Annotated in this window: 20 protein-coding genes; 11 read left to right on the top strand and 9 right to left on the bottom strand. The window is 69.6% G+C overall.

Annotation, left to right across the window (positions count from 1 at the left end):
* Nucleotides 1–44 precede the first annotated feature (44 nt).
* Nucleotides 45–518 (top strand): DUF6884 domain-containing protein, encoded by a 474-nt coding sequence (locus tag KGQ19_RS19440; RefSeq protein WP_212010619.1) that lies wholly within the window; start codon nt 45–47, stop codon nt 516–518.
* Nucleotides 519–604: 86 nt separating this feature from the next.
* Here KGQ19_RS19440 and KGQ19_RS19435 read toward each other — a convergent pair whose 3' ends face one another.
* A complete protein-coding gene (locus KGQ19_RS19435) occupies nt 605–1,357 on the bottom strand; it encodes a TetR/AcrR family transcriptional regulator (RefSeq protein WP_212010618.1) in 753 nt (250 codons plus the stop codon).
* A gap of 160 nt (nt 1,358–1,517) precedes the next feature.
* On the opposite strand from KGQ19_RS19435, the gene KGQ19_RS19430 reads away from it, so the two are divergent.
* The 3 genes from KGQ19_RS19430 to KGQ19_RS19420 all read left to right on the top strand — a co-directional run bounded on the left by KGQ19_RS19430 (nt 1,518) and on the right by KGQ19_RS19420 (nt 6,525).
* Nucleotides 1,518–3,038: an MFS transporter gene (locus tag KGQ19_RS19430; protein ID WP_212010617.1), complete on the top strand. Its 1,521-nt coding sequence runs from the start codon at nt 1,518–1,520 to the stop codon at nt 3,036–3,038.
* A gap of 379 nt (nt 3,039–3,417) precedes the next feature.
* Nucleotides 3,418–5,514: an ArnT family glycosyltransferase gene (locus KGQ19_RS49740; RefSeq protein WP_230418951.1), complete on the top strand. Its 2,097-nt coding sequence runs from the start codon at nt 3,418–3,420 to the stop codon at nt 5,512–5,514.
* Between the two features lie 153 nt (nt 5,515–5,667).
* Nucleotides 5,668–6,525: a hypothetical protein gene (locus KGQ19_RS19420; protein ID WP_212010616.1), complete on the top strand. Its 858-nt coding sequence runs from the start codon at nt 5,668–5,670 to the stop codon at nt 6,523–6,525.
* 66 nt (nt 6,526–6,591) lie between these two features.
* Here the strand turns inward: KGQ19_RS19420 and KGQ19_RS19415 are convergent, their stop codons facing one another.
* Together KGQ19_RS19415 and KGQ19_RS19410 are read right to left on the bottom strand one after the other, a co-directional pair.
* A complete protein-coding gene (locus tag KGQ19_RS19415) occupies nt 6,592–7,038 on the bottom strand; it encodes a nitroreductase family deazaflavin-dependent oxidoreductase (protein WP_212010615.1) in 447 nt (148 codons plus the stop codon).
* 232 nt (nt 7,039–7,270) lie between these two features.
* Nucleotides 7,271–8,290 (bottom strand): serine hydrolase domain-containing protein, encoded by a 1,020-nt coding sequence (locus tag KGQ19_RS19410; RefSeq protein ID WP_212010614.1) that lies wholly within the window; start codon nt 8,288–8,290, stop codon nt 7,271–7,273.
* 97 nt (nt 8,291–8,387) lie between these two features.
* Here KGQ19_RS19410 and KGQ19_RS19405 point away from each other — a divergent pair, with 97 nt between their 5' ends.
* Entirely contained in the window at nt 8,388–8,852 is a 465-nt protein-coding gene (locus KGQ19_RS19405; RefSeq protein ID WP_212010613.1) for a DUF8821 family protein, read from the top strand.
* Nucleotides 8,853–9,009: 157 nt separating this feature from the next.
* Here KGQ19_RS19405 and KGQ19_RS19400 read toward each other — a convergent pair whose 3' ends face one another.
* Genes KGQ19_RS19400 through KGQ19_RS19390 form a run of 3 tightly spaced genes read right to left on the bottom strand, consistent with a single transcriptional unit; the run spans nt 9,010 to nt 13,183 of the window.
* Nucleotides 9,010–11,793 carry an ABC transporter permease gene (locus KGQ19_RS19400; RefSeq protein ID WP_212010612.1) on the bottom strand — a complete coding sequence of 928 codons (2,784 nt, stop codon included), beginning with the start codon at nt 11,791–11,793 and terminating at the stop codon, nt 9,010–9,012.
* Nucleotides 11,790–12,524, bottom strand: a complete 735-nt coding sequence (locus KGQ19_RS19395; RefSeq protein WP_212010611.1) for an ABC transporter ATP-binding protein — start codon at nt 12,522–12,524, stop codon at nt 11,790–11,792. Before KGQ19_RS19395 ends, KGQ19_RS19400 begins: the two co-directional genes overlap by 4 nt.
* Complete coding sequence (locus KGQ19_RS19390; protein WP_212010610.1) at nt 12,521–13,183, bottom strand: PadR family transcriptional regulator; 663 nt, start codon at nt 13,181–13,183, stop codon at nt 12,521–12,523. The genes KGQ19_RS19395 and KGQ19_RS19390 overlap by 4 nt, the downstream gene beginning before the upstream one ends.
* 200 nt (nt 13,184–13,383) lie before the next feature.
* On the opposite strand from KGQ19_RS19390, the gene KGQ19_RS19385 reads away from it, so the two are divergent.
* From KGQ19_RS19385 to crcB, 3 genes are read left to right on the top strand one after another with little or no spacing between them, the layout of a single operon-like run.
* Nucleotides 13,384–13,947, top strand: a complete 564-nt coding sequence (locus tag KGQ19_RS19385) for a fluoride efflux transporter FluC (RefSeq protein WP_212010609.1) — start codon at nt 13,384–13,386, stop codon at nt 13,945–13,947.
* Nucleotides 13,944–14,276, top strand: coding sequence for a DUF190 domain-containing protein (locus tag KGQ19_RS19380; protein ID WP_212010608.1), 333 nt, complete (start codon nt 13,944–13,946; stop codon nt 14,274–14,276). Before KGQ19_RS19385 ends, KGQ19_RS19380 begins: the two co-directional genes overlap by 4 nt.
* A complete protein-coding gene (gene crcB / locus KGQ19_RS19375; protein WP_413563271.1) occupies nt 14,276–14,644 on the top strand; it encodes a fluoride efflux transporter CrcB in 369 nt (122 codons plus the stop codon). The genes KGQ19_RS19380 and crcB overlap by 1 nt, the downstream gene beginning before the upstream one ends.
* A 128-nt stretch (nt 14,645–14,772) precedes the next feature.
* Here the strand turns inward: crcB and KGQ19_RS52845 are convergent, their stop codons facing one another.
* Nucleotides 14,773–15,090, bottom strand: coding sequence for a carboxymuconolactone decarboxylase family protein (locus KGQ19_RS52845; RefSeq protein ID WP_212010606.1), 318 nt, complete (start codon nt 15,088–15,090; stop codon nt 14,773–14,775).
* Nucleotides 15,091–15,269: 179 nt separating this feature from the next.
* Here KGQ19_RS52845 and KGQ19_RS19365 point away from each other — a divergent pair, with 179 nt between their 5' ends.
* Both KGQ19_RS19365 and KGQ19_RS19360 read left to right on the top strand, forming a co-directional pair.
* On the top strand, nt 15,270–15,578 hold the full coding sequence (locus KGQ19_RS19365; protein WP_212010605.1) for a winged helix-turn-helix transcriptional regulator: 309 nt from the start codon (nt 15,270–15,272) through the stop codon (nt 15,576–15,578).
* Between the two features lie 101 nt (nt 15,579–15,679).
* Nucleotides 15,680–16,078, top strand: a complete 399-nt coding sequence (locus KGQ19_RS19360) for a hypothetical protein (RefSeq protein WP_212010604.1) — start codon at nt 15,680–15,682, stop codon at nt 16,076–16,078.
* A 108-nt stretch (nt 16,079–16,186) separates the two neighbouring features.
* Here KGQ19_RS19360 and KGQ19_RS19355 read toward each other — a convergent pair whose 3' ends face one another.
* Together KGQ19_RS19355 and KGQ19_RS19350 are read right to left on the bottom strand one after the other, a co-directional pair.
* The gene (locus tag KGQ19_RS19355; RefSeq protein ID WP_212010603.1) at nt 16,187–18,355 is read right to left on the bottom strand and encodes a S53 family peptidase; all 2,169 of its coding nucleotides are present in this window, start codon (nt 18,353–18,355) and stop codon (nt 16,187–16,189) included.
* A gap of 272 nt (nt 18,356–18,627) precedes the next feature.
* On the bottom strand, nt 18,628–19,020 hold the full coding sequence (locus KGQ19_RS19350) for a BlaI/MecI/CopY family transcriptional regulator (protein ID WP_212010602.1): 393 nt from the start codon (nt 19,018–19,020) through the stop codon (nt 18,628–18,630).
* Nucleotides 19,021–19,122: 102 nt separating this feature from the next.
* Between KGQ19_RS19350 and KGQ19_RS19345 the strand changes: the two genes are divergently transcribed.
* Nucleotides 19,123–20,475: a recombinase family protein gene (locus KGQ19_RS19345; protein ID WP_230418949.1), complete on the top strand. Its 1,353-nt coding sequence runs from the start codon at nt 19,123–19,125 to the stop codon at nt 20,473–20,475.
* Nucleotides 20,476–21,621 lie beyond the last annotated feature (1,146 nt).

The following is a 21,621-nucleotide window of genomic DNA, read 5'->3' as shown; positions in this document are numbered from 1 at the left end:
CTGCCCGGTTGGCGCGCCGCGCCGCAATCGTGTAGCTATCTGCCATGCCAACGCCCCCCGGTGCCGGATCCGCGACACCGTTCGCCGAGCCCTCGCCCGCCTCGTCGACCGCAGCGTCCGTCATCCTCGTCGGAGGTGGGAAGGCGCAGCTGAACGAGCCCGCCGTGGCCCGCGACCTGTATGTCAGCCCGCAGTTCGCAGATCGGCGGGCCCGGGCCGAGGCGAGCGGTGTGCCGTGGTTCGTGGTCAGCGGCCGCTGGGGGCTGCTCGACCCCGACGACCTGCTCGCGCCCTATTCCTTCTCCTTCGCGCAGCAGTCGGTGAACTACCGGCGAGCCTGGGGCCGCTTCGTGGCCGAGCAGCTGTGCCTGGTCAGCTCGGTCGGCCGCGGCGATGTCGTGGAGATCTGCGCCGGTGCCGCCTACACCTCCGCGCTCACCGCCCCGATCGGGTTCCTCGGCGCCCTGATCCGCCGGGAGACAGTGGGCGCGAGCGATTCGGGGGACGAGCCGCGATAGCCCGAGGCTGGGCCGTCTGATCGTCGGCCTCGCGCGCCTTACTCGTCGTCGATGAGGTTGTGGGCGGTACGCATCCTGAACCTTTCCTACCGCCGCCGAGGTGTCTCCCGCGTCCCGTACTTCCACCCGGTCATGCACACCTCGAGTTGCCTATCGTCCAGCGCCGCGGGCGTGAGCGCGGCGTTCCCGTCCGCGGGGCGGGCGCGCATGCCGTCGAGCAGGATGGTGAAGTGGCGGCGCCAGACGTCGGGGTCGGCCGGGGCGGTGAAGTCGACCACGCCGACCGCTGAGATCAGCAGTACGCCCACGTCCGTCGGCTCCACGTCCGGGCGCAGGTCGCCTTGGGCCTTCGCCTGGTCGATCAGGGCGTAAAGGGCCGGTTCGACGGTCTCGCGGACGACCTCTTCCTTGTCCTGCTCGCACTGGTCGAGGTACTTCTGGCGGGAGAGCATCAGGTCGCGCAGGGCTTTGTCGCGGCCCTGGGACTCCAGCATCGAGCTCATGAAGTGGATCAGGCCGTCCCAGGCGCGGGGCAGGGCGATGGACTCGGCGACGATGCGCTCGATGGAGTGGAGCATGTCGTCGAAGAGGGCGTCGATCAGGGCGTCGCGGTTGGGGAAGCGGCGGTAGACGGTGCCGACGCCGAGGCCGGCGGCGTGGGCCACCTCATCGAGGGACGCCTCCAGGCCGCGTTGGGCGAAGACCGTCTTGGCGGTGTCCAGGATGAGCTGCCGGTTACGTTCGGCGTCCCGGCGCAGCGGGCGGGCCGCGGGCCCGGTGGGAGGTGCGGGGGCGGTCGCCACCTGGGGTTCGGCCTCCTCGATCTTCGCTTTCGTCACTGTTCGCTCCTGCCTCGTGCCGCCTCCCGGCGGTCCAGGTGAATCTTAGACGCAGTTAAATGGAACACCGGTCTCCATGTGGAGGCAAGTATTCCACTTGGCTGGTACAGTCGTGTCGGGTAAGTGGAAAAGACTTCTCCGGATGCAGGGGACGAGAACCATGGCAGATGTCGACACGACCGGCGCGGGACCACGGGCGGACCTGGCCCCACCCGCCGCTCACACCGACCCGAACCACGCCAGACGGTGGCTCATCCTGGCCGTCATCGGGCTGGCGCAGCTGATGATCGTGCTGGACGTCACCATCGTGAACATCGCGCTGCCCGACGCGCAGAAGGCGCTGGGCTTCTCGAACGGCGACCGGCAGTGGATCGTCACCGCCTACTCGCTGGCGTTCGGCAGTCTGCTGTTGCTGTTCGGCCGGGTCTCCGACGTCATCGGACGGCGGATGATGTTCCTGATCGGGCTGGTCGGCTTCGCCGCGGCCTCGGCGCTGGGCGGTGCCGCACCGAACTTCGAGGTGCTGGTGCTGGCCCGCGCGCTGCAGGGGGTGGCCGGCGCCATGCTCGCCCCGGCCGCGCTGTCGCTGCTGTCCACGACCTTCACCGAGGCCAAGGAGCGGGCCACCGCGTTCGCCGTGTTCGGCGGCATCGCCGGTTCCGGCGCCGCGATCGGGATGCTGCTCGGCGGGGTGCTGACCGAGTTCCTGAACTGGCGCTGGACGCTGTTCGTCAACGTCGGCATCAGCGTCATCGCGATCGCCGGCGCCGCGGTGCTGATCCCGCGGCACGCGCGCGACGGAGCCCGGCCCTCGCTCGACATCCCCGGCACTCTTCTGGTCTCGGCCGGTCTGTTCGGCATCGTCTACGGCTTCGCCAACGCCGAGTCGCACCCGTGGAGCGCTCCGGGCACCTGGGGCTTCCTGGCCGCCGGCGTGATCCTGCTGGCCGGCTTCACCTGGTGGCAGACCCGCACCAAGCACCCGCTGCTGCCGCTGCGCGTCATCCTGGAGCGCAACCGCGGCGGGTCCTACCTGGCGATGTTCCTCACCGGCATCGGCATGTTCGGCGTCTTCCTGTTCCTGAACTACTACCTGCAGGAGATCCTGCGCTACAGCCCGGTCATGACCGGTGTGGCGTTCCTGCCGATGGTCGCCGCCCTGATGATCACCGCGACCATCAGCACCACCCAGCTCTACCCGCGGATGGGCGCCAAGATCCTGGTCTTCGTCGGCATGCTGGTGGCCGGCGGCGGCATGGTCTGGCTCACCGGCATCGGACTGCACTCCAGCTACGCCGCGAACATCCTCGGCCCGACCGTGCTCGTCGGCATCGGCATGGGCGCCATCTTCGCCCCGGCGATGAACGCCGCCACCTCCGGGGTGGAGGCCCACGACGCCGGCGTCGCCTCGGCCATGGTCAACACCGCCCAGCAGATCGGCGGCTCGATCGGCACCGCGCTGCTGAACTCGCTGGCGGCCAGCGCGCTGACCGGCTACCTGGTCGGCAAGAACGCGGCCAGCCCGGTCGTGCAGGCCAACGCCGCGATCCACAGCTATGTCGTCGCCTTCTGGTGGGCCGCCGCGATCTTCGGTGTCGGCGCCGTCATCTGCGGCCTCATCCTGAAGGCCGGCAAGCCGGACCCGGCGGATCCGGACGCGGCCCCGGCCATCCACGCGTGATCCGCTGCGCGTGATCGGCCACGCGGGACTCACTGCTCGTGACAGTCGCTACTCGTGACAGTCGCTACTCGTGACTCACCACGCGTGACCGTCCGCGCATCACCGGTCGCCCGCACCGCGTCACGCCCGGTCAATCGGGTGTGACCTGGTGCGGGACCACCTTCTCCGGCCAAGTATGATCAGCGCGGTCAGCGGCGATCCGCCGTCTGGCCGCGCTGATCTCTTCCGCTCACGGACATTCGCCCACCTCGCGCCACCGCCCGCTCATCCGCGGGCCATGCCTTGCAACCGAATCCGTGCGTTGGTGAGTCAGTGCTTTCGAGACGGCGGTATCGGCGCCGTGCCTCGTCAGCGGTTCGGTGGATCAGGAGTGGACTGGATGAGCACGGACACTGTCGTCCCCGAGATGGCGCAGACCCCATCGGTCTTCGCGGGCGGCCGGCCACCACGTCGTCGCGTTCCCGAGCTGGTCTCGTCCTTCCTGGGACGGGACCTGTTCGGTGTGCGGCTCGGTGTGCTGCTGGTGATCTTCCCGATGATGGCGGCGACGCTGGCCCTGCAGCTGACCAGCCGCCAGGGCTGGAACCATCCGCCGGACAGCCGCTATTACCTGCCGATGATGTCGCGGGACATGGGGTTCTCCTGGTCCCACTCGGTCCATCTGGAGCAGCTGGTCTCGCCGGGGACGCACGTGTCGCCCTGGTACTTCGCGGACAACGACCCGACCTGGCAGATGGTGCGCACCCGGATGCTCTACCCGGTGCTGTCCATCCCGTTCATCTGGCTGTGGGGCCTGTCCGGCGGTTCGCTCGCGATCCCGGTACTGGGCACGGTGCTGTTCGTCTGGGCGATCGCCCGCGTGCTGCAACGGCTCTACGGCCCGGCGGTCGCGGCCCTGGTCGCCGTCGGCTTCAGCATCACGGTCCCGGTCACCGGCTTCACCTGGGCCGGAACCGACACGCTGGCCATGGGGCTGGCCGCGGTGATCGTCGCGAACCTGCCGATCGAGCGCCGCATCGGCAAGGCGAACCTGGTGTGGCTGGGCGCGGCCTCGGTGTTCATCGCCCTGACCCGGCAGGTCGGCGTGCTGGCCCCGGCGATGGCCGGCGCCGGATGGCTGTGGATGCTGGTGCGCGAGCGCAGTTGGCGCAACCGCTGGCTGAGCTCGTTGCTGGTGACGGCGGCGACCACGGTGGTGATCCAGGTACTGTCGATGATGCTGGTGAAGACCGACACCGCCGGTGTCGTCGGCCGCGGCCAGACCACGTACTGGGGCATCCTCCGGCAGTTCATCCACTACCTGAAGATCGTCACGCAGGAAGCGTGCACTTACATGTGGCACACCGACCGCATCCTGTACGCGTTGCTCATCGCGGCCGGGGTCTCGGTGCTGGCCCGGTTCGCCTCCGACGCCACCGCGGTCTTCATCGGGGCGGTCGGGGCGACCTACATCATCACCGCGGGTGTCGGGTTCTCCGGCTACATGCGCTACGAGATGATCATGTTCCCCGCCGCCGCGGTCGCGGCCGGTCAGCTGATCCAGCTGTTGCTCACCAACTATCAAAAGCAGCCGGGCAGCGTAGAGCCCGCAGCCGCGGCCACTGCTGTAGCCCTCGCCGACGTGGAAGCCGCTGAGGCCAAGGCCATCGCCGCAGTCGCTGCCGTAACGACCGGCACCGCGACCGGTATCGCAACCGGCATCGCAACCGACACCGCGACCGGTATCGCAACCGACACCACAGCCGATACCGCGACCGACACCACAGCCGATCCCGCGACCGATCCCGCGACCGACTTCCTGCGCATCCCGGCGCAGCGCCGGCCCCGAGGCCTCACCGGCGCCGTGGCCGCCACCAAGCCCGGCCGGTTCCTGGGCCTGGATCAGCCGCGCCAGGACCGCTGGAAGCCGCAGCTCGCCTTCAACGCCGCGGTCCTGGCGGTCGTCGTCGGCGTCTCGCTGAACGGCTCCTGGTCCTCGACCGCCGCCGTCCCGACCTCGCCCTCCTACGAAGCGGCCCAAGGCGGGACGAGCTACGCGGTGGAACCGCTGGCCGAGCAGCCGGCCGAGCAGACCCTGAAGATCTTCTTCGACCAGGCCGTCGGCCTGGCCCACGACAGCGGCAACCTGCAAGGCGCGGTCGACTGGGTCCACACGCTGCGCTACCGGCCGACGGCCCCGGACCAGCCGGGCTGGGCCACCCGGGACAAGGACGGCACCGCGGTGGTCCACCCCAGCTCGATGGGGCAGGACGTGTCGATGTCGGAGGCGTTCGGCCAGGGGCTGTCGCTGGACTCGACGGTGCGGTCGGACACCGTCAAGATCCTGAGTCGCCAGGTGAGCGAGTACGGCGAGGACGTGGTGTTCACGATCGAGGACAAGTCCGGCGTCGTGCACCACGGCACCGCGACCACGCTCTACCCGATCTGGGACAAGAAGGATCCGGCCACGGTCACCTCGATGGTCTTCGACTCCTGATGAGTTGATCTCCGCCGGAAGGCGAGTATCCGAGGTGCCCGGCAACGAAGAGAAAGGTCGTTGCCGGGCAACGGAAAGTCTTTCCCGCGGTGTGCTTTATCGTGACCTCCGCACTCTTTCCCCGTGACAGCGGCGGGGCGCAGAATGGCGGGCATGGGCGATCTGAGGTTAAGTGTTTGGCGGCTCCTGCACCGCTATCGCGATCCGGTGCCGGGCACATTGCGGCTGACCGCCAAAGACTGGAACGGTTCGTCGGTGACCTATGTCGGGGTGATCAGCGCCCCCGGCGTGGACCCCACGCCGATCTCGCGCAAGACCTCCGAGCCGAGCCGGCGCTTCGTGATGACCGGCATGGACCTGCCGGTGCTCGTCGACCGGTCCCGGCCGTACAAATTCAAGATCCTTTGGAAGCAGGTGCTCACCGGGAAGCAGTACCGCGAGAACCAGCGGTTGCAGGATCTGCAACGGGCCCACGAGACCGCGGCCCGGATGGCGGCCGGTGACACCCAAGCCGGGACGAACCCGATGGACTCGTTCTTCAGCGGCACCGGCTTGCTCGGCGGCACCCCCTTCAGGACCGGCACCCGCCGGGTGTTCACCAACGGCGGCGGCAACGCGGACCTCGCGCAGGCCGTCACCTCCGCGATCGCCGAGGCCTTCGGCGGCCACCAGGGCGGGGCGTGGGGCGAGTCCAACGTCCACGTGCAGATCGTGGACGACGGCGCACCGGTGGTCAACGGCCGGCCCGCCACCGCCGTCGTGCAGGCGGTCAGCGAGGTGACGTTGCCCGGTTTCGTCGGCGGTATGGTCCCCGGCGGTATCGTCGACATGACGCTTGAAGTGACCCCGCCCGACGGCGGCGACCGCTATCCGGCTCAACTGCGGATGGCCTTCTCCTCGCCGGAACGCCGGGCCCAGGTCGCGACGCCCGGCACCGAGATCCCGGTGTTGGTGGACCCGAACCTGCCGACGCACGTCGTCATCGACAAGGACAGCTTCGACGCCCGGTAGTCCGGGTCCGGGCTCTCGCTCCCGTCTACGGATCAGTCTTGCCTGCGGACCGGTCCCGCCTAGAGATCAGTCCTGCGGAGTGAGCAGGACGATCGGGATCTCGCGCTCGGTCTTCTCCTTGTACTCGTTGTAGAGCGGGAAAATGCCGGCCATCTGCGTCCACAGCGCCGGGCGCTCCTCAGGGGTCGCGATCCGGGCGCGCGCGGTGAACCGGCGCGGGCCGACCTGGACCCCGACGCTCGGGTCCGCCACGAGGTTGGCGAACCACGACGGATGCTGGTCGGAGCCGCCCTTCGACGCCACGACGACGAAGTCCTCGCCCGACGTGCCGTAGATCAGGGCGGTGCGGCGTGCCTCCCCGCTCTTGCGTCCGGTCGTGGCGAGCACCAGCGTGTAGACGCCGTTCCGCTTGTGGCCCTCGGTACCGCCCGAGGCCAGGTACTTGCGGGTGTGCTCGGCGACCCAATCCCACTGCGAGTCGGTGGCGTGGTCGAGATCAGCGGCGACAGCCATGGCCGTGGTCCTTTCTCAGCAAGCTCTGCTCAGTTCTGGTGCGCTATACGCATCGATGATGCCCCGATCGGCTGCTGCCCGCAGCCCACGGCCCGGCGTCAGCTGTCAGAAACACCATTCCGGCGGCTATCCGTCGACTTCTGTCGGCATAAAGGCCGTCCCGCTCGGCGCTGAAAGCCCTATTCGAAATGCTTTCGCAGAACCTTGAGGCGTAGCGGCCGCGAAGGCGGGCTCACGCCGCGAAGGCGTCGATCTCCACGGCCAGATCGTCTCCGGTCAACTCTTGCTGTGACTCGCTGAGGCGCTTGGCGATCCGCGGCAGGAGCCCGGTCTGGTTGCCGAACGCGACGCTCGCGTAGCCGTGCTCCGGCGCGAGGAGGACGGCGGTCCGGTAGCCGTCCAGACGGCCGTTCAGGTACATCTGGCCGGACGGACCGAGAGCCCAGGCCAGGCCGTACCGCATCGGGTCTTCGGGGCGGGTGCGGGCTCGCCGGATCTCCGCCAGCAGCGCCGGGTCGGCCATCAACTGCTCGGCGAAGGAGAGGTAGTCGGCCACGCATGACCACAGGCCGCCGCTGGGGCGTCGGCCGCGCGGATAGGTCTCGACGGGGAGCGGGGTCTGCTCGTCCCAGCCGGTGACCGGCGCGGGCGGGGTGTCGAAGCCGGTGCGGGTCAGGTGCCACGGGCTGAGGAGGGTCGCTTCGAGGGCCTGCTCATAGCTGGTGCTGGCACGGCTGCCGGTGGCGGCGCCGGTGCCCGTGCCGGGAGCGGCATCGGCATCGGTGTCCGTGTTCGTGCCGGCAGCGGCGAGGGTCGCGAGGATGCAGCCGGCCAGGAAGTAGTTGCCGTTGTAATACGACCAGGCCTCGCCCGGTACGCGCTCGTTGCCTGCCCGCACCACCAGCCGCGCGGCCTCCTGGAGCACCTCGGGGCCCTGGCCGAGGGCGGCCACGGTCGCGCCGTCGATCGACTCCCGCAGCCCGGCGACCTGGCTGAGCAGCTGCTCGACGGTGATCGTCCGGTCGGCCCGCCAGTCGGCGGCCAGGTCCGGCAGCAACTCGATCGCCGGCGTCGTCAGCGCTATCCCGCGCTCCGCCAGCGCCCGGACGGTCGCCACCGCGGTCAGCGGCTTGGTCAGCGAGGCGATCCGGAAGACCGAGGACTCGTCGGCCTGGAGCGGCCCCAGCTTCTCGATCGTGCGCCGCCCATCCCGCGACACGCCTATGATGACGCCCCCACCTGCCGTTTTCATCCGTCACCCTCCCTGTCGGTGTCCCAGCGGACCACTCGAAAGATCGCTAGCGCCAATTACACTGCAAAAGACAGCCCACCTCTCACCGGGAGTGCGCATGCCCTACATCGTCGACTTCGAGAACGTGTCCACCACCGGCCTGGAATCCTCTCCGGTCGCGGCGGCCCTGGCCGGTCTGCGGGCCAACGAGGCCCGCTACTACAAGAACAAGTACGACCACGTCTTCACCGTCACCCCCGCCGACGAGGCCCCGAAGACCCTGGAACGGGTGACCCACATCCTCGCCCAGGAGCGCGACATCGTGATCGCGGCCAAGCCGCTGGAGGTCACCGAGTTCGAGGTGGAGGGCTTCCGGATGGCGTACGTGTTCTACGAATCCGGTCTGGCGATCAACGTGATGTACGGGATCGAGGACGGTGCGAAGCGCGCGGTCGGCTTCAAACTCTCACAGGGGATGGAAGTCCCCGAGGAGTTGGCGGAGCGGTTCAAGTTCGCGCGCCAGAAGTCGAAGCTGGCCGGGGAGATCCGCGGGTCGTTCTTCGTGATCAAGGGCGAGTACTGAGCGGTTCGGACTCGGGCACGAGTCGGACTCGGGGATGAACCAGGCTCGGGGATGAATCAGGCTCGGGCACGAGCCGGGCTCGGGCATGAATCGGGGCTCGTATCAGCCATCTGATACGAGCCCCGAAAGCCGATCCGGCCCCGCGGCCGAGTCGGCCCTATCCGCGCCGTCTGCGCATCTCGATCCGCGACCGGGTGACCGCCGCCGCACCGATCGCGGCCAGCACCGGCAGCGCCACGACCACCACGCCGAGGTAGAGCCACGGCGGGGCGAACTGTGTTTGTTGGATCGACAACATGTCCTCGGGGGTGACCTGCTTCGCCCTGGCCTCGATCAGACCGACGGCCGGCAGCAGCCCGAACGCGGCTCCCAGCACCGCGCCGAGTCCCGCCGTGACAGCGGCCTGAGACGCGGCCAGCGTCCGCCGGACCCGCGGCCGGGCACCGACCGCGGCCAGCGTCTCCAGATCGTTCTGCGCATCGGTGATCGCCAGGCCGGTGGCCACGGCCGCCGCCCCGAGCATCACCACCCCGGCGACGGCCCCCAGGGCGAGCATCCCGGCCCAGGTCTGGCTCTGGTAGCCGCGCTCGACGTAGAAGCTCTCGCTGATGCCGGCGGCCGCGACCAGGTCGTCGGCCCGCTGTTCCTCGTCGGTGGTCGGCATGCGTGTGGTGTCGAACAGCGCGGCCATCGGAGCGAACTTCACACCGAGCTTGTCCAGGGCGCCGGGCGCCACGATGGCCGACACGTCCGTGCGCGGGCTGTCGACCAGCGCGGCGGGCAGCGTGGCCTGCTTCTCGTCCTGAGGAGCACACGTCGTCGGATGGTCACAGGTCCCTGAGATGGCCAGGTGGACGGTCGGCCGGGCCCCGGCGGTCGCCAGGTCGTACTTGTCGAAGACCACGGCGCCGCCGGTCTTCAGCATCGCGTCGGCGGCCGGATCGTCGCGGCCGAGCAACGCCCGCACCAGCTCCGGACCGCCCGACACCACCGACGTGGACCCGGTCAGGAACTGGATCCGCCCGCTCATGCCCAAGCTGCACCGCGGATCCTTGGCTTGGGCGGCGGTGCTGAGCCGGTCCGGGCACATGTTCCCCGGTGCGCGCATGATGTTCGGTGCCGGGACGGTGGTCTGGTTGTCCCCGAAGCCGATGCCTTGCAGGACCGCGACCATGCTCGTCGGCAGCACGCTGACGATCTGTTCGACCAGGCGGTCCGCCACCGCCCCCGCGACGCCGGAGTTGCCGTCGTCGAGCTGCGCCACGGCCTGCCCCATGCGCAGCTGGCTCTGGTAGTAGCGCCGGCTCTGCGCGTCGTCGGAGTTGATGACCATGGCCACCGCCGAGGCCCCGGCCACCGCCGCCATGATCGCGGCCAGCGCCGGAGCGGTCCGGCCGCGGTTGCGGGCGCCGTCGCGCAGCGCCAGCCGCCCGGTCAGCGGCAGCACCCGGGCCAGCCGGCCGGACCACGTCACGATCAGCGGCGTGCAGGCCACCATGCCCAGCTCGGCCAGCACGATGCCGATGATGACCGTGATCGTGACCGCCTGGCCGCCGTGCCAGGCGCCGAACACGATCAGGACACTGCCGGCCAGCACCCCGGCCAGCCCGATCAGCGGCAGCTTCCAAGGCGTGTTCACCGCGCCGCGCCGCCCGGTCAACGCGGTCAGCACGTCCTGCCGCGCGGTCGTGATCGCCGGGGCCACCGCCGCCGCCACGCCGGTGCCGACGCCGACCAGCGCCGAGCCCGCCAGCTCCAGCGGTCTGAGCCGGAATCCGCCCAGCGCCTGCTGCGTGTAGTGGCCGAACCACGGCAGGGCGACCGCCGAGGCCACGATCCCGACGACGGCGCCGAGCACTCCGCCCGCGGCGCCGAGCACCACACCGTCGGCCAACACGATCCGCCGCAACCGCCGGCCGTCGGCCCCGGCCGCGCCGAGCAGCCCGAAGTCCCGGCGCCGCCGGCGCGCGCTCACCGCGAACGCCGGCCCGGCCAGCAGTACGACTTCCAGCAGGATCATCGACAGCGCGATCGCCACCACGGCCAGCTGGGCGTTGTTGCTGCCGTCGCTGTGAGCCGCATAGAACTGGTAGTACGGGACCTGAGACCGCGGCGGCGGATCGGCGAGCAGTCGTTTGGACTGCACGGTGAAGCCCTGCGCGTTGAGCTGCTTGGTCAGGTTCCAGTCGACGCCGCCGTGCACGGAGATCGGGAACGTTGCTTGGCTGGGAGCGCCCGCGACACCAGTCTGTTGCGGGCCGAATATTCCCGGCCGGACGAACAAGACGTCGCCGTAGGGGTCCGACTTGCGGTCGTAGATCCCGCTCACGTGCACGGTCAGGACCGGCGAGACGGTGCCGGTGACGGGGTCGGTCGTGCGCAGCCCGACAGTGTCCCCGGCCTTCTTGTGCAGCCGCCCGGCCAGCGCGCTGCTCAGCGTGACCTGGTCCGGTGCGGCCGGGACGGTGCCGGAGACCCGGTCGGCGGTGCCCGCCAGCAGCGGGTCGCCGAGATCGGTGTCCCGGACCAGCCCCCACGCCCGGCTGGTGCCGTTGGTCACCTGCACCTGCGTGTGGCCGAGGGTTTCCGGCCGGCCGACGTGCGAACCGGCGGGCAGCAGCGCGGTCAGGCCGGCCACGGTCTCCGGTGCCGTGCGCACCGGCGCCGGGGAGTTCCCGGCCGCATCCCGCGCCGGCCCCGCCTCGGACATATCCGGGGCCTGATACATCGGGACGCCGGTGTCGGTGACGAGCGCGTCGTAGCGGCCCATGTCCCAGGCGGCCTTCTGCTCGGCCGTGACCTGCGAACTGCGCCACAGCGTGTCGGCCGCCGCGGCGCCGGCGACCGGCAGCGCGAGCATCGCCACGACCAGGATCGAGCGCTTCTTGTTCCGCCACGCCTCCCGGCGCGCCACCCGCAGCGCGAGTCCCCAGCCGCTCACGATTGCGCCTCGTCCCCGACCAGCAGGTCCTCGGCGCGCTGCAAGGGGGCGGACTCGTCCAGGACCAGGCCGTCGCGGATGAAGACGATGCGGTCGGCCCACGCGGCGTGCCGGGACTCGTGCGTCACCAGCACCCCGGCGGCGCCCTCGTCACAGCGCCGGCGCAACAGCCGCAACACCGCCTCCCCGGTCTCGGTGTCCAGCGCCCCGGTCGGCTCGTCGGTCAGGATCAGCCGGCGCTCGCCGATCAGCGCCCGGGCGATCGCCACCCGCTGCTGCTGCCCGCCGGACATCTCATCGGGGAACCGATCGGCCTCGGCCTGCAACCCGACCTCGGCCAATGCCGTCAGCGCCGCCACCCGCGCCTTGCGCGCCGACAGGCCGTCCAACTCCTGCGGCAGGGACACGTTCTCGGCCGCGGTCAGCGCCGGGATCAGGTTGTAGTCCTGGAACACGTAGCCCACCGAACGCCGCCGGATCGCCGCCAACTGCGCCTTCGACTGGCTGGCCAGCGTCGTCCCCTCGATCACCACCTCCCCGCCGGATGGCGAATCGAGGCCGCCGGCCAGCGACAGCAGCGTGGACTTGCCCGACCCGGACGGTCCCATCACGGCGACCAACTCCCCGGCCCGCACGACCAGGTCCACACCGCGCAGCGCGTGCACCTCGGCCGCACCCTTGCCGTGCGTCCGCGTGACGCCGCGGAGCTCGAGGATCGTCTTGCCGCTCATATGGCTTTCCCCTTCCTGGCAGTGGCGGTGGCGCGCGTGCTGCGCGAGGTGCGCGTGCTGGCGTCGGCGTCGGTCGGCGCGGCGCCTCCGGCACCCTTCGCAGAGCCCGGATCCGCGGGCCCCCCGACCCGCGTGGTCTGGCTCTCGCGCGCATGCCGCAGCACCCGCGCCTCGACGTGATCCAGCCACCGGATCTCGGCCTCGGACTGGAAGATCATCGACTCCAGCACCAGCGAAGCGGCCAACTCGGCGGGATCCAACCTCGCCTTGACCCGCGTGTAGTCCTGCAGCGCGGCCAACGCGTGCTTCCGCTGCGCGTGCACGATCGCGGCGACATCCACGCCGCCCACCGTCACCGCCAGCGCCAACTTCACGGCCAACTCATCGCGCGGCCGCTCCGCCCGCGTCACCGGCCGCGCGAACCACGAGAACAACTCCTCCCGCCCGGCATCGGTGATCCGATAGAAGACATGGTTCGCGGCATCCTGCCCGGCCGGCTCGACCAGGCCGTCACGCTCCAGCCGGTTCAGCGTCGTGTACACCTGCCCGATGTTCAGCGGCCAGGTGGCCCCGGTCCGCTCCTCGAACTCGGCGCGGAGCTGGTAGCCGTAGCGCTCGCCGTCGGCGAGGCCGGCGAGCAGGGAGTGTTTGACGGACATGTCAGCGGCTCCGTGCATACTCGGTATGGTTGCGGGTCACGGGTATATAGATACCGGGTATGCATGGGAGTCGGCAAGTACACTCGTGAGTGAAATCCGGCGGTGGGGCCCGCCGTATAACCGCCGTCGCCTTGACAGCCAACGGTCCCTACTCATAGCGATGACGCATGTCATCGTCCGACGAGTAGGAGATGGACCCGATGGTTTCGAACACCGACTCGCACTCCGGGCGGGTGTTGGCGGCGATCGCGGCGGGCGGCGCCTTGGGCGGGCCGGCCCGGTACGGCCTGGGGTTGGCGTTCCCGACCGCCCCGCACACGTTTCCCGCCACGACGTTCGCGATCAACGTGAGTGGGTCGTTCCTGCTGGCGTTGCTGGTGGTGCTGATCCTGGACGTGTGGCCGCCGACCATCTACGTGCGGCCGTTTCTGTGCGTCGGGTTCCTTGGCGCGTACACGACGTTCTCCACGTGGATGGTGGACACGGACCGGCTGATCTCAGCGGGCGCCTGGGGGGCGGCCGTCGCGAATCTGGTGCTGAGCCTGGTCGCGGGGTTGGGGGCGACGGCGTTGGGGCTGAGCGTGGGGCGGGGGATCGCTGCTGCTCGCCACGGCTCGCGCGACGTGGGGTCCGCCGCGTCGGATGCCGATGCCGAGCCGAACACCGGGCCGGCTGAGCCGAATACCGAACCAGGCACCGAATCAGGCACCGAACCAGGCACCGAATCAGACGCCGAATCCGAGACGATCGGAGGACGGCGATGAAGCTGTCCGGACCCGCCCGCCGACTGAGCATCTTCGTCGGAGAGTCGGACCAGTACCGGCATGCGCCGCTGTACCACGAGATCGTGGCCCGGGCGAGGAAAGCGGGGCTGGCCGGGGCCAGCGTGTTCCGGGGCATCGAAGGCTTCGGGGTGAGCTCGCGCATACACACCACGCGGATCCTGTCGCTGGCCGACGACCTGCCGCTGGTGATCATCATCGTGGACGCCGTCGAGAAGATCGACGCGTTCCTTCCGCAGCTGGACGAGCTGATCGCCGAGGGGCTGGTCATCATCGACGACGTCGAGGTCATCAAGTGGAGCCGGCTGTGATCCTGATGCTCGCGGTCTCAGCCGCCGCCGCGCTCGGCGCCCCGGCCCGCTACCTGCTGGACAAGGCGATCGCCGGCCGCCGGGCGAGCGCGCTGCCGATCGGCACCATGACGATCAACGTCACCGGCGCCTTCGTGCTCGGGCTGCTGACCGGCCTGGCGCTGCACGACGGCATGCCCAAGGACGTGGTGACGATCGCCGGGACCGGCTTCTGCGGCGCCTACACCACCTTCTCCACGTTCAGCTACGAGACGATGCGCCTGGTCGAGGACGGCTCGGTCATCGAGGCCACATGGAACGCCGCCATCAGCCTGGCCGCCGGGATGGCCGCGGCGGCGGCCGGACTCGGGCTGGCGCTCATCATGTGACGTCGAGCGACCCGGAGTACGTCTCGAACCGCGCTGCCGTCGCCTCCAGCGGAAGGCGTGCGGCGCGCGCGGTGAAGCTGATGGCGTGGTACCAGCCGCACAGCATCAGCAGGTCGAGGAGCTGCGCTTCATCGAACTCTGCGACGAGGCGGTTCCACAGCGCGTCGTCGATGTCGTTCGCGTCGTGCAGCGCGTCGGCCGCGTCGAGCAGCAGCCGGTCGCGCTCCTCGGGCCAGCACGGGCCAGCACGGGTCGGCGCTGGATCCCCAGGCTGTGGACGAGATCTGCTCGCGCGTCAGCCCGGCGCGGTCCGCGAAGTACTCGACGTGCACGCCCCACTCGTATTCGCAGCCGCATCGGGCGCAGGTGCGGTCGGTGACGATCTCGCGGTCGCGCGGGGTGAGGCTGAGGCGGCGGCTGAGTTCGTAACCGCCCCACCCACGCACCGCGCCACCTACGCACCGGGCCACCCGCGCACCGCGCCACCCACGCACCGCGAGCCCGCACGACCTGCCCCAGACCGGCCTGTATATAGAAGGAACGGCAGCCCGAATTGACCCCCGCCTCCGCTGTCCCACCACGTCCCGGCCGCCCGGTCCGCGGCTCGGCCAGCGGCCGCCCGCTGATGGCCGCGTTCGACCTGTTCGGCCGACGCTGGATCCTGCGCATCCTTTGGGAACTACGCGACGAACCGCTCGGCTTCCGTCCCCTGCAACAGCGATGCGACGGCATGTCGTCGAGCGTCTTGCAGCAGCGGCTGACCGAGTTGCAGGAGAGCTTGCTCGTCGAGCGTGATGAGAGCGGCGCCTACCGGCTCACTCAACTGGGTGCGGATGCACGGCATGAGATGCGCGGACTCATGCGCTGGTCCGAGCGGTGGGCGGCTGAACTGGAGACCGGCGCCGCGGTGCAGGTAGCCGACCGGCCATCGTGATCCTCAAGACCGCGACGGCACTTGTGCCGTCCCACCGCACTGCTACCTGCCGAATCCTCCGAAGGGCTTGAGAAGAAGACGGTTCACAGGAGGCAAGTCGGATGGCACGTCGGCCGGCGCTCGTCGCGCTCGCGACCGTGATGGTGATCGCCGGGGCCGCGGGGTGCGGCGGGGGATCCAAGAACTACAAGAGTCAGGTGTCGATCGAGCAGATCGTGCCGACCGATCAGGTCGATTTCATCGTCACCGGGCTGTTCACCAACCCTTACCCGAACAAGGGGGTGACGGCGCGGGTCACCCTCAACCTCCACATCCAGGCCGCCGGCAAATGCGCCGGCGGGGCCGGCGACGAGTACGGCGGGCAGCAGAGCCCCCTTGACTTCGTCGCGCCGGGGGCGACGGTGACGTTCCAGCTGCATTGCAGCGGCTACCTGCCCTCGGACCCGTCGCCGTCGCTGGCCGAGGTCGAGAAGGTCACGATCGGCGACCCGGACTCCTAAGGCACGGCAGCGGCGGGAGTCGACACAGCGAGAGGCGGTGTACCAGACAAGCTGTCCGGTACACCGCCTCACTTTTCGGACCTGTTCCTACCTCTAGCGCATGTTCGACTAGCGCACGTTCAGCGTTGTGTCGTCGATGACGAACGACGTCTGAAGCTCGTAGTCCTCGGTACCGGTGAACTTCAGCGTGACGTTCTGCCCGAGGTAGCTGGCCAGGCTGAACGAGTGCTGGGTGTAACCGGTGCCGGCGTTCAGGTTGCTGTACGTCGCCAGCGTCCCCAGCACGCTCCCGGAGGAGTTGAGCACCTGCACCTGAAGCGTGTCGTACGCCTTCGTGGTGCTGGTCTCGGCGGTGTCGACGTGCAGCCAGAACGAGAAGTCCGCCGACGTGCACGAAGCCGGGATGCTGACGCTCTGCGCGAGCGTGTCGGTGTGCGTGGTGCCGTAGCCGTCGAGCCAGGCGTCGTAGCTCCCCGAGTGCGAGGGCTCGGAGGTCGTGTCGCTGTTGATGACGCTGGCCGACGTGGCCCACGGGGACGCGCTGCCGGTCTCGAACCCGGGGTTGCCGAGCAGCTGCGCGGCTGTGCAGCCGCCACCGCCGGACGAGCTGACGGTCCACGTGAACGAGGTCGAGCCCGAAGCGGAACCAGACGACGCGGTCACCGTCACGGTCGACGAACCGGCAGCGGACGGCGTACCGGTGATGGCGCCGGAGGAGCTGATCGACAGCCCGGCCGGAAGTCCGGTCGCCGAGTAAGTCAGAGCCTTGCTGGCCGAGTCAGTGCCCGAGACCTGCAGGGTGCTGATCGCGGTACCGACCGTAGAGCTCTGGTTGCCCGGGTTGGTGACCGAAACGGTCTCGGTGCCGCCGCTGCCGCCGGTCTGCAGGCCGGTGATGCCGTTGGGGGTGCCGATGCCGGTCGGGCCGTCGTAGCCGGTTCCGGCGGTGCACACGTAGGACGGGGTGCAGGTGCCGTCGTTGCCAGAGGTGACGTCGTAGAAGTTGCCGGCGTGCTGGTAGATGTCCTGTGCCGGAGTCGCCCCGGCGTTACCGGCTAGAGCGAACATCGCGGCCACCATCGGCGACGACGCCGACGTACCGCCGACCTCCTGCCAACCGCTGTTGCCGTTCGACGTGTCGTACACCGCGACACCGGTGGCCGGGTCGGCGTCCGCCGCGACGTCGTTGTCGACGCGCTTGGAGCAGCCCGACGGCAGGTTCAGCGCGGTCTGCCAGGCAGGCTGCGCCTCGTAGGCGGAGCAACCCGAACCGGTGCCCTCAGAACCCGGCGTGGTGTTCCACACCGACTCGGTCCAGCCCCGCGAGTTGGACGACGTGGCCAGGTTGGTACCGCCGACCGACACCACGTTCGGCGAAGTGGCCGGGTACGAAGCCCCGTAGTCGGAGTCACCTGCGGAAACCGTGGTCACGACGCCGGAAGCGTGCGTGAAGTACTGGCTGTCCTGCGAGGTCTCGGTGGAGGACTCGCTGCCGCCCCAGGAGTTCGATATGTAACCGGCCAGGCTCGCCGCGGCGGTCTGCGCGACGTAGAGCCCGTCGCTGGAGTCGTCGTTCGCCTCGGCCAGCACGATCTTGCACAGCGGGCAGATCGCGGAGGCCATGTCCAGGTCCAGCGACTCCTCGACGGTCCAGTCGTCGCCGGACGGCGGCGCGGACGGAAGCGGGGACGTCTGGCCGCTCTGGTTCACCTTCGTGAAGTTCGCCGCGGGCAGCCCGGCCGCCGACCGGTACGCGGCCAGGTCGGACGCCGCGTTCGCGTCGTCATAAGCGTCGACGATCGCGATGGTGCGACCGGCCCCGTTCGCCGCCGAAGCCGAGGTGAGGTTGTACGCCGACTGCAACTGCGAGGGCCCGTACCCGACGCCGGAGGGAATCGCGTCCGGGGAGGCCGAGGCCGAGGCCGCGGTGGGGTGGACCCCGTTCCGCTTCAACGCGAAGCAGGACTGGTGCCCGACGACGATCACCGCCGAGCACGCGTGGCTCGACCCCTGGTTCTCGGCCGTGACAGCGGGCTGCGAAGCGTGGGCGGAGCCCGTCGCCTCCGCGCTGATCAGGTTCGCGGTCACGTTGGCGGTCAGGTTCGTGGTCACGTTCGCGGCCACGTTGGCTGTCACCGCCGCGGCGTTCCCGGCCGTGGAGGCGACGGACGTGCCGGGGCTCGTGGCCCCCGACGCCGCGCCGACCGACAGCGCGCCGCTGACGGCGGCCGCCGTTGCCAGGCACGCGAGTGCGCGCAGGCGTGAGCTGATTCTCACTGAGGTGTGTCCCTCTCGGTGTGGGGAGGTGGCGAGACCCCTGGTGCGGCCACCCAATGTGTGGAGCCGTCACGGAGAATCAGAAGACTGCGGTGACCTGGCCCCCCGAGTTGCGCGGTGTGGTGCGGGGCAGGGCGGCGCAGCGGTGGGCCCTGATCCCCGTGCGGTGGTGCGATGCCGTGCAGTTGATGTTGCTTGAGGCCTCGAGTGAGGAAATTAGCCGCGCGAAGTAGATCGGTCAACGGGTGCTTATGTAAACACGCGGAGAAGAATCAGCCACCTTCGTCGGTCGCGTCGTCGGAAAGGAGCTGACGGACCTCCAGCGCGGCCCGCAACGCCTGGTTCTCCTCGGTCGAGAGCTGCTCCAGGAAGTGGACGAACGACACCGTCTGGTTGCTGCTGGTGGCCAGCGCGTCGCACATCAGCTGCGCGGTGTAGTGCTCGCGCGAGGCGACGGCTTCGTAGGCGTGCGCCCGGCCCTGGCGCTGCCGGCGCAGCCAGCCCTTGCGGCACAACCGCTCCATGACGGTCAGCACCGTTGTGTAGGCGAGCTTTCGGTCCGTGTTCACGTCATAGAGGATGTCGCGGACCAACACCGGGCGATTGTGCCGCCACACGCGGTCCATCACCTGGGCTTCCAGTTCGCCGAACTGCCGCAGAGCCACGGTGGCAGCGTAAACGAGTCACCGCCGATTGTCGTCGGTCTTGCACGGACAAACTCGGAACCAGGCCTCTACATCTACTAGTTAGGCTAGTAGATTGAGTTCATGGCTGTGCTGGGCGAAGCAGGTGCCGTAGGGGCGCTCTACTGTTGCGTTCCTAGGCGGGGCGACGGCGACCAAACGCCGGTTGACGTGCAGGAACGACAGGGGCGTAAGTACGCCGCGGGGATCGGGATCACGGTGCCGGCGCACCTGGTGTTCGCCGACGAACGGCGCTCGGTATGGAACGCGGGGAGCGAGCGACCGGGGTGGGCCGCGCTGCTTACGGCGGTGCGTAGTGGTCGAGTGCCGGCCGTGCTGTTGCTCAAGCCGTTGATGCTGGTCCGGCACCGCCCGGCCGACGCGGTCGAGTTGTTGATCGCGGCGCAGGAACACGGGGTCGATCTGTATTCGACGGGCGACACGCTGGACCTCACGGATCCGTCGGGCCGGGAGGCCGCGTTGTCCCAAGCCCGTCAGTTCGCGGGCAAGGCCGCCTCGTTGTCGAAGACCGTCCAGAAGCTGCGCCGCCAGAACGCCGACGACGGCCGCCCGCACGGCGGCGGTCGCCGGGCCTACGGCTACGGCTCCGGAATGCACCCCCTGATCGAGGAAGAGGCGCAGACCGTCCGGCAGATCTACGCACGATTCCTGGCCGGGGACAGCCTGCGCGCCATCGCCGGCGACCTCAACACCCGCGGCATCCCGACCGTGACCGGCGCCACCTGGACCACCGGCGGCGTCAGCCGCATCCTGGACGCCCCGCGCTACGCGGGTCTACGCGTCTTCCAAGGCGGCGTCGAATCCATCGACGGCCTGCGCCGAGCCGTCTGGGAGCCGTGCGTCGACATCGAGGACTGGAAACGAGCCCAGGCCGAGCGCGCCGCACGCAGCGCCGCCGCCGACAACCGCCCCCGCGCGGACTATCTGCTGACCGGCCTGGTGGTCTGCGAACGCTGCCGCGACCACATGGTCGGCTCGATCGTCGGCGACTACCGAATGTACGCCTGCGCCTCAAAGAACAAACCGGCGCCCGACCGCTGCAACCGCCACATCGGCGCGAAGTCGTTGGAGGAGCACGTCCAGCAGGCAGCCGTCGAGGTCCTCCAGCAGAGCAGCACAGTCCCGGCACCGTCCGACCTCCCGGTCACGGTACGCCGCGGCCCGGTCGGCAGCCCCGGCCGCCCGGACCAGTTCCGCACCGGCCACGGCCGCGTGGAGACGCAGAGCGCTTATGTCCTGGACGGCGTCGTCACCGGTCCCGAAGCCCCCAGCGCCTGGTGGCGCCTGCCCGAGCCGCGTCGGCGCGACGTACTGCGCTTCTTGTTCGCCTCGATCGAGATAGGGGACAAGACCACCAGCCGGAGCGTTTTCGACACCAGCCGGATCAAGATCTTGCCGGGGCTGTCGCTGGACTAGTGGTGTGGCTGGACTAGTGGTGTGGATGGACTAGTGGTGTGGATGGCACCCGGTGCCTGGGGCTGTTCGGGGTTTGGGTTCTTGGGGGCGGTGGAGTTTGCTGGGGGCTGGAGTTTGTGGGCCGGGTTGCGGTTGGGCTGTGGGTTTTAAATGCTTTTTACGGCCTTCGGTCATAGTTGTGCCGGTTCGGGGTTCGGGGCGGTGGGTGTGTTTCTCGGCTGCCAGTTCGCGTGTTCACAACCCCGCCCCACCTCAGGCCTCTTCAACTCCAGCAAGTCAGAGCACGAGCAAAGGCCAGATCAAGAGCCACAAGCAAGATCAAGAGCAAGATCAAGAGCTGTGGTGAAGAGCCGGGCCTCCGGCGGGCCTCGGCAACCTCAGGGAAACTAGCGCCGCTCCATCGGGTGGCCGGGTGAGTCTCAGCGGCGGCGGTCGGTGAGGTGGTGCGGTCCGTTCCCCTCGGTCGCGTCGTCAGCCCGGGGGGTACAGCACCGGTGTCCGGGGGTAAAGTCCGCGCGCGGCGGACATGCAGGTAGGCGGCGGTTTCGCACGGCGCGAACTTGACCCCCGGCCACCGGCACTGTAGGCGAAGCCCTGCCGACGCGACCGAGGGGAACGAACCGAAAACCAGCCGGAGAAATACAAAACGGGGGGTGAGGTACCGGCGGCCTGCCGAGTTCGGCCGCCGGTCCAGGTGCTGGCCAGCGCGCCGGTGTCCCGGGTGCGCGTTCAGGGTTGGCGAGCGCCGGATCGGCCTGGCGGCGGGTCGGTGGTCACTTGGTCGAGAACATGCCCGGGTGCGGTAGGCAGGATGCCTTGGTGGCCACACCAATCTGCCATCCGGCGGCGGCCATCTCGGCGGCCAGGGCGAGCCCGCGCCCGCACCTGCGCCCCGCACCCGCCAGCCCAGAATGCGCACCCTCGGGACTGCTGCGCTGCCAGCACCCAGACCAGCGGCTGAGCTCGCCAGCCCAGAATGCGCACCTTCGGAACTGCCGCGCTGCCAGCACCCAGACCGACAGCCGAACTCGCCGAGCCGCCGGTACCCGCACCACCCGTTTTGTATTTCTCCGGCTGGTTTTCGGTTCGTTCCCCTCGGTCGCGTCGGCAGGGCTTCGCCTACAGTGCCGGTGGCCGGGGGTCAAG

It is taken from the genome of Catenulispora pinistramenti (assembly GCF_018274385.1).
Classification (GTDB): Bacteria; Actinomycetota; Actinomycetes; order Streptomycetales; family Catenulisporaceae; genus Catenulispora; species Catenulispora pinistramenti.
The sequence above is the reverse complement of the archived record's forward strand: the minus strand, read 5'-3'. Positions and strand labels throughout refer to the sequence as shown.

Excerpts from the sequence above, each read along its gene's own strand:
- KGQ19_RS19440 (WP_212010619.1), top strand. The coding sequence starts at position 45 with ATGCCAACGCCCCCCGGTGCCGGATCCGCGACACCGTTCGCCGAGCCC.
- KGQ19_RS19430 (WP_212010617.1), top strand. The coding sequence starts at position 1,518 with ATGGCAGATGTCGACACGACCGGCGCGGGACCACGGGCGGACCTGGCC.
- KGQ19_RS49740 (WP_230418951.1), top strand. The coding sequence starts at position 3,418 with ATGAGCACGGACACTGTCGTCCCCGAGATGGCGCAGACCCCATCGGTC.
- KGQ19_RS19420 (WP_212010616.1), top strand. The coding sequence starts at position 5,668 with ATGGGCGATCTGAGGTTAAGTGTTTGGCGGCTCCTGCACCGCTATCGC.
- KGQ19_RS19415 (WP_212010615.1), bottom strand. The coding sequence starts at position 7,038 with ATGGCTGTCGCCGCTGATCTCGACCACGCCACCGACTCGCAGTGGGAT.
- KGQ19_RS19410 (WP_212010614.1), bottom strand. The coding sequence starts at position 8,290 with ATGAAAACGGCAGGTGGGGGCGTCATCATAGGCGTGTCGCGGGATGGG.
- KGQ19_RS19405 (WP_212010613.1), top strand. The coding sequence starts at position 8,388 with ATGCCCTACATCGTCGACTTCGAGAACGTGTCCACCACCGGCCTGGAA.
- KGQ19_RS19395 (WP_212010611.1), bottom strand. The coding sequence starts at position 12,524 with ATGAGCGGCAAGACGATCCTCGAGCTCCGCGGCGTCACGCGGACGCAC.
- KGQ19_RS19390 (WP_212010610.1), bottom strand. The coding sequence starts at position 13,183 with ATGTCCGTCAAACACTCCCTGCTCGCCGGCCTCGCCGACGGCGAGCGC.
- KGQ19_RS19385 (WP_212010609.1), top strand. The coding sequence starts at position 13,384 with ATGGTTTCGAACACCGACTCGCACTCCGGGCGGGTGTTGGCGGCGATC.
- KGQ19_RS19380 (WP_212010608.1), top strand. The coding sequence starts at position 13,944 with ATGAAGCTGTCCGGACCCGCCCGCCGACTGAGCATCTTCGTCGGAGAG.
- KGQ19_RS19365 (WP_212010605.1), top strand. The coding sequence starts at position 15,270 with ATGGCCGCGTTCGACCTGTTCGGCCGACGCTGGATCCTGCGCATCCTT.
- KGQ19_RS19360 (WP_212010604.1), top strand. The coding sequence starts at position 15,680 with ATGGCACGTCGGCCGGCGCTCGTCGCGCTCGCGACCGTGATGGTGATC.
- KGQ19_RS19345 (WP_230418949.1), top strand. The coding sequence starts at position 19,123 with ATGGCTGTGCTGGGCGAAGCAGGTGCCGTAGGGGCGCTCTACTGTTGC.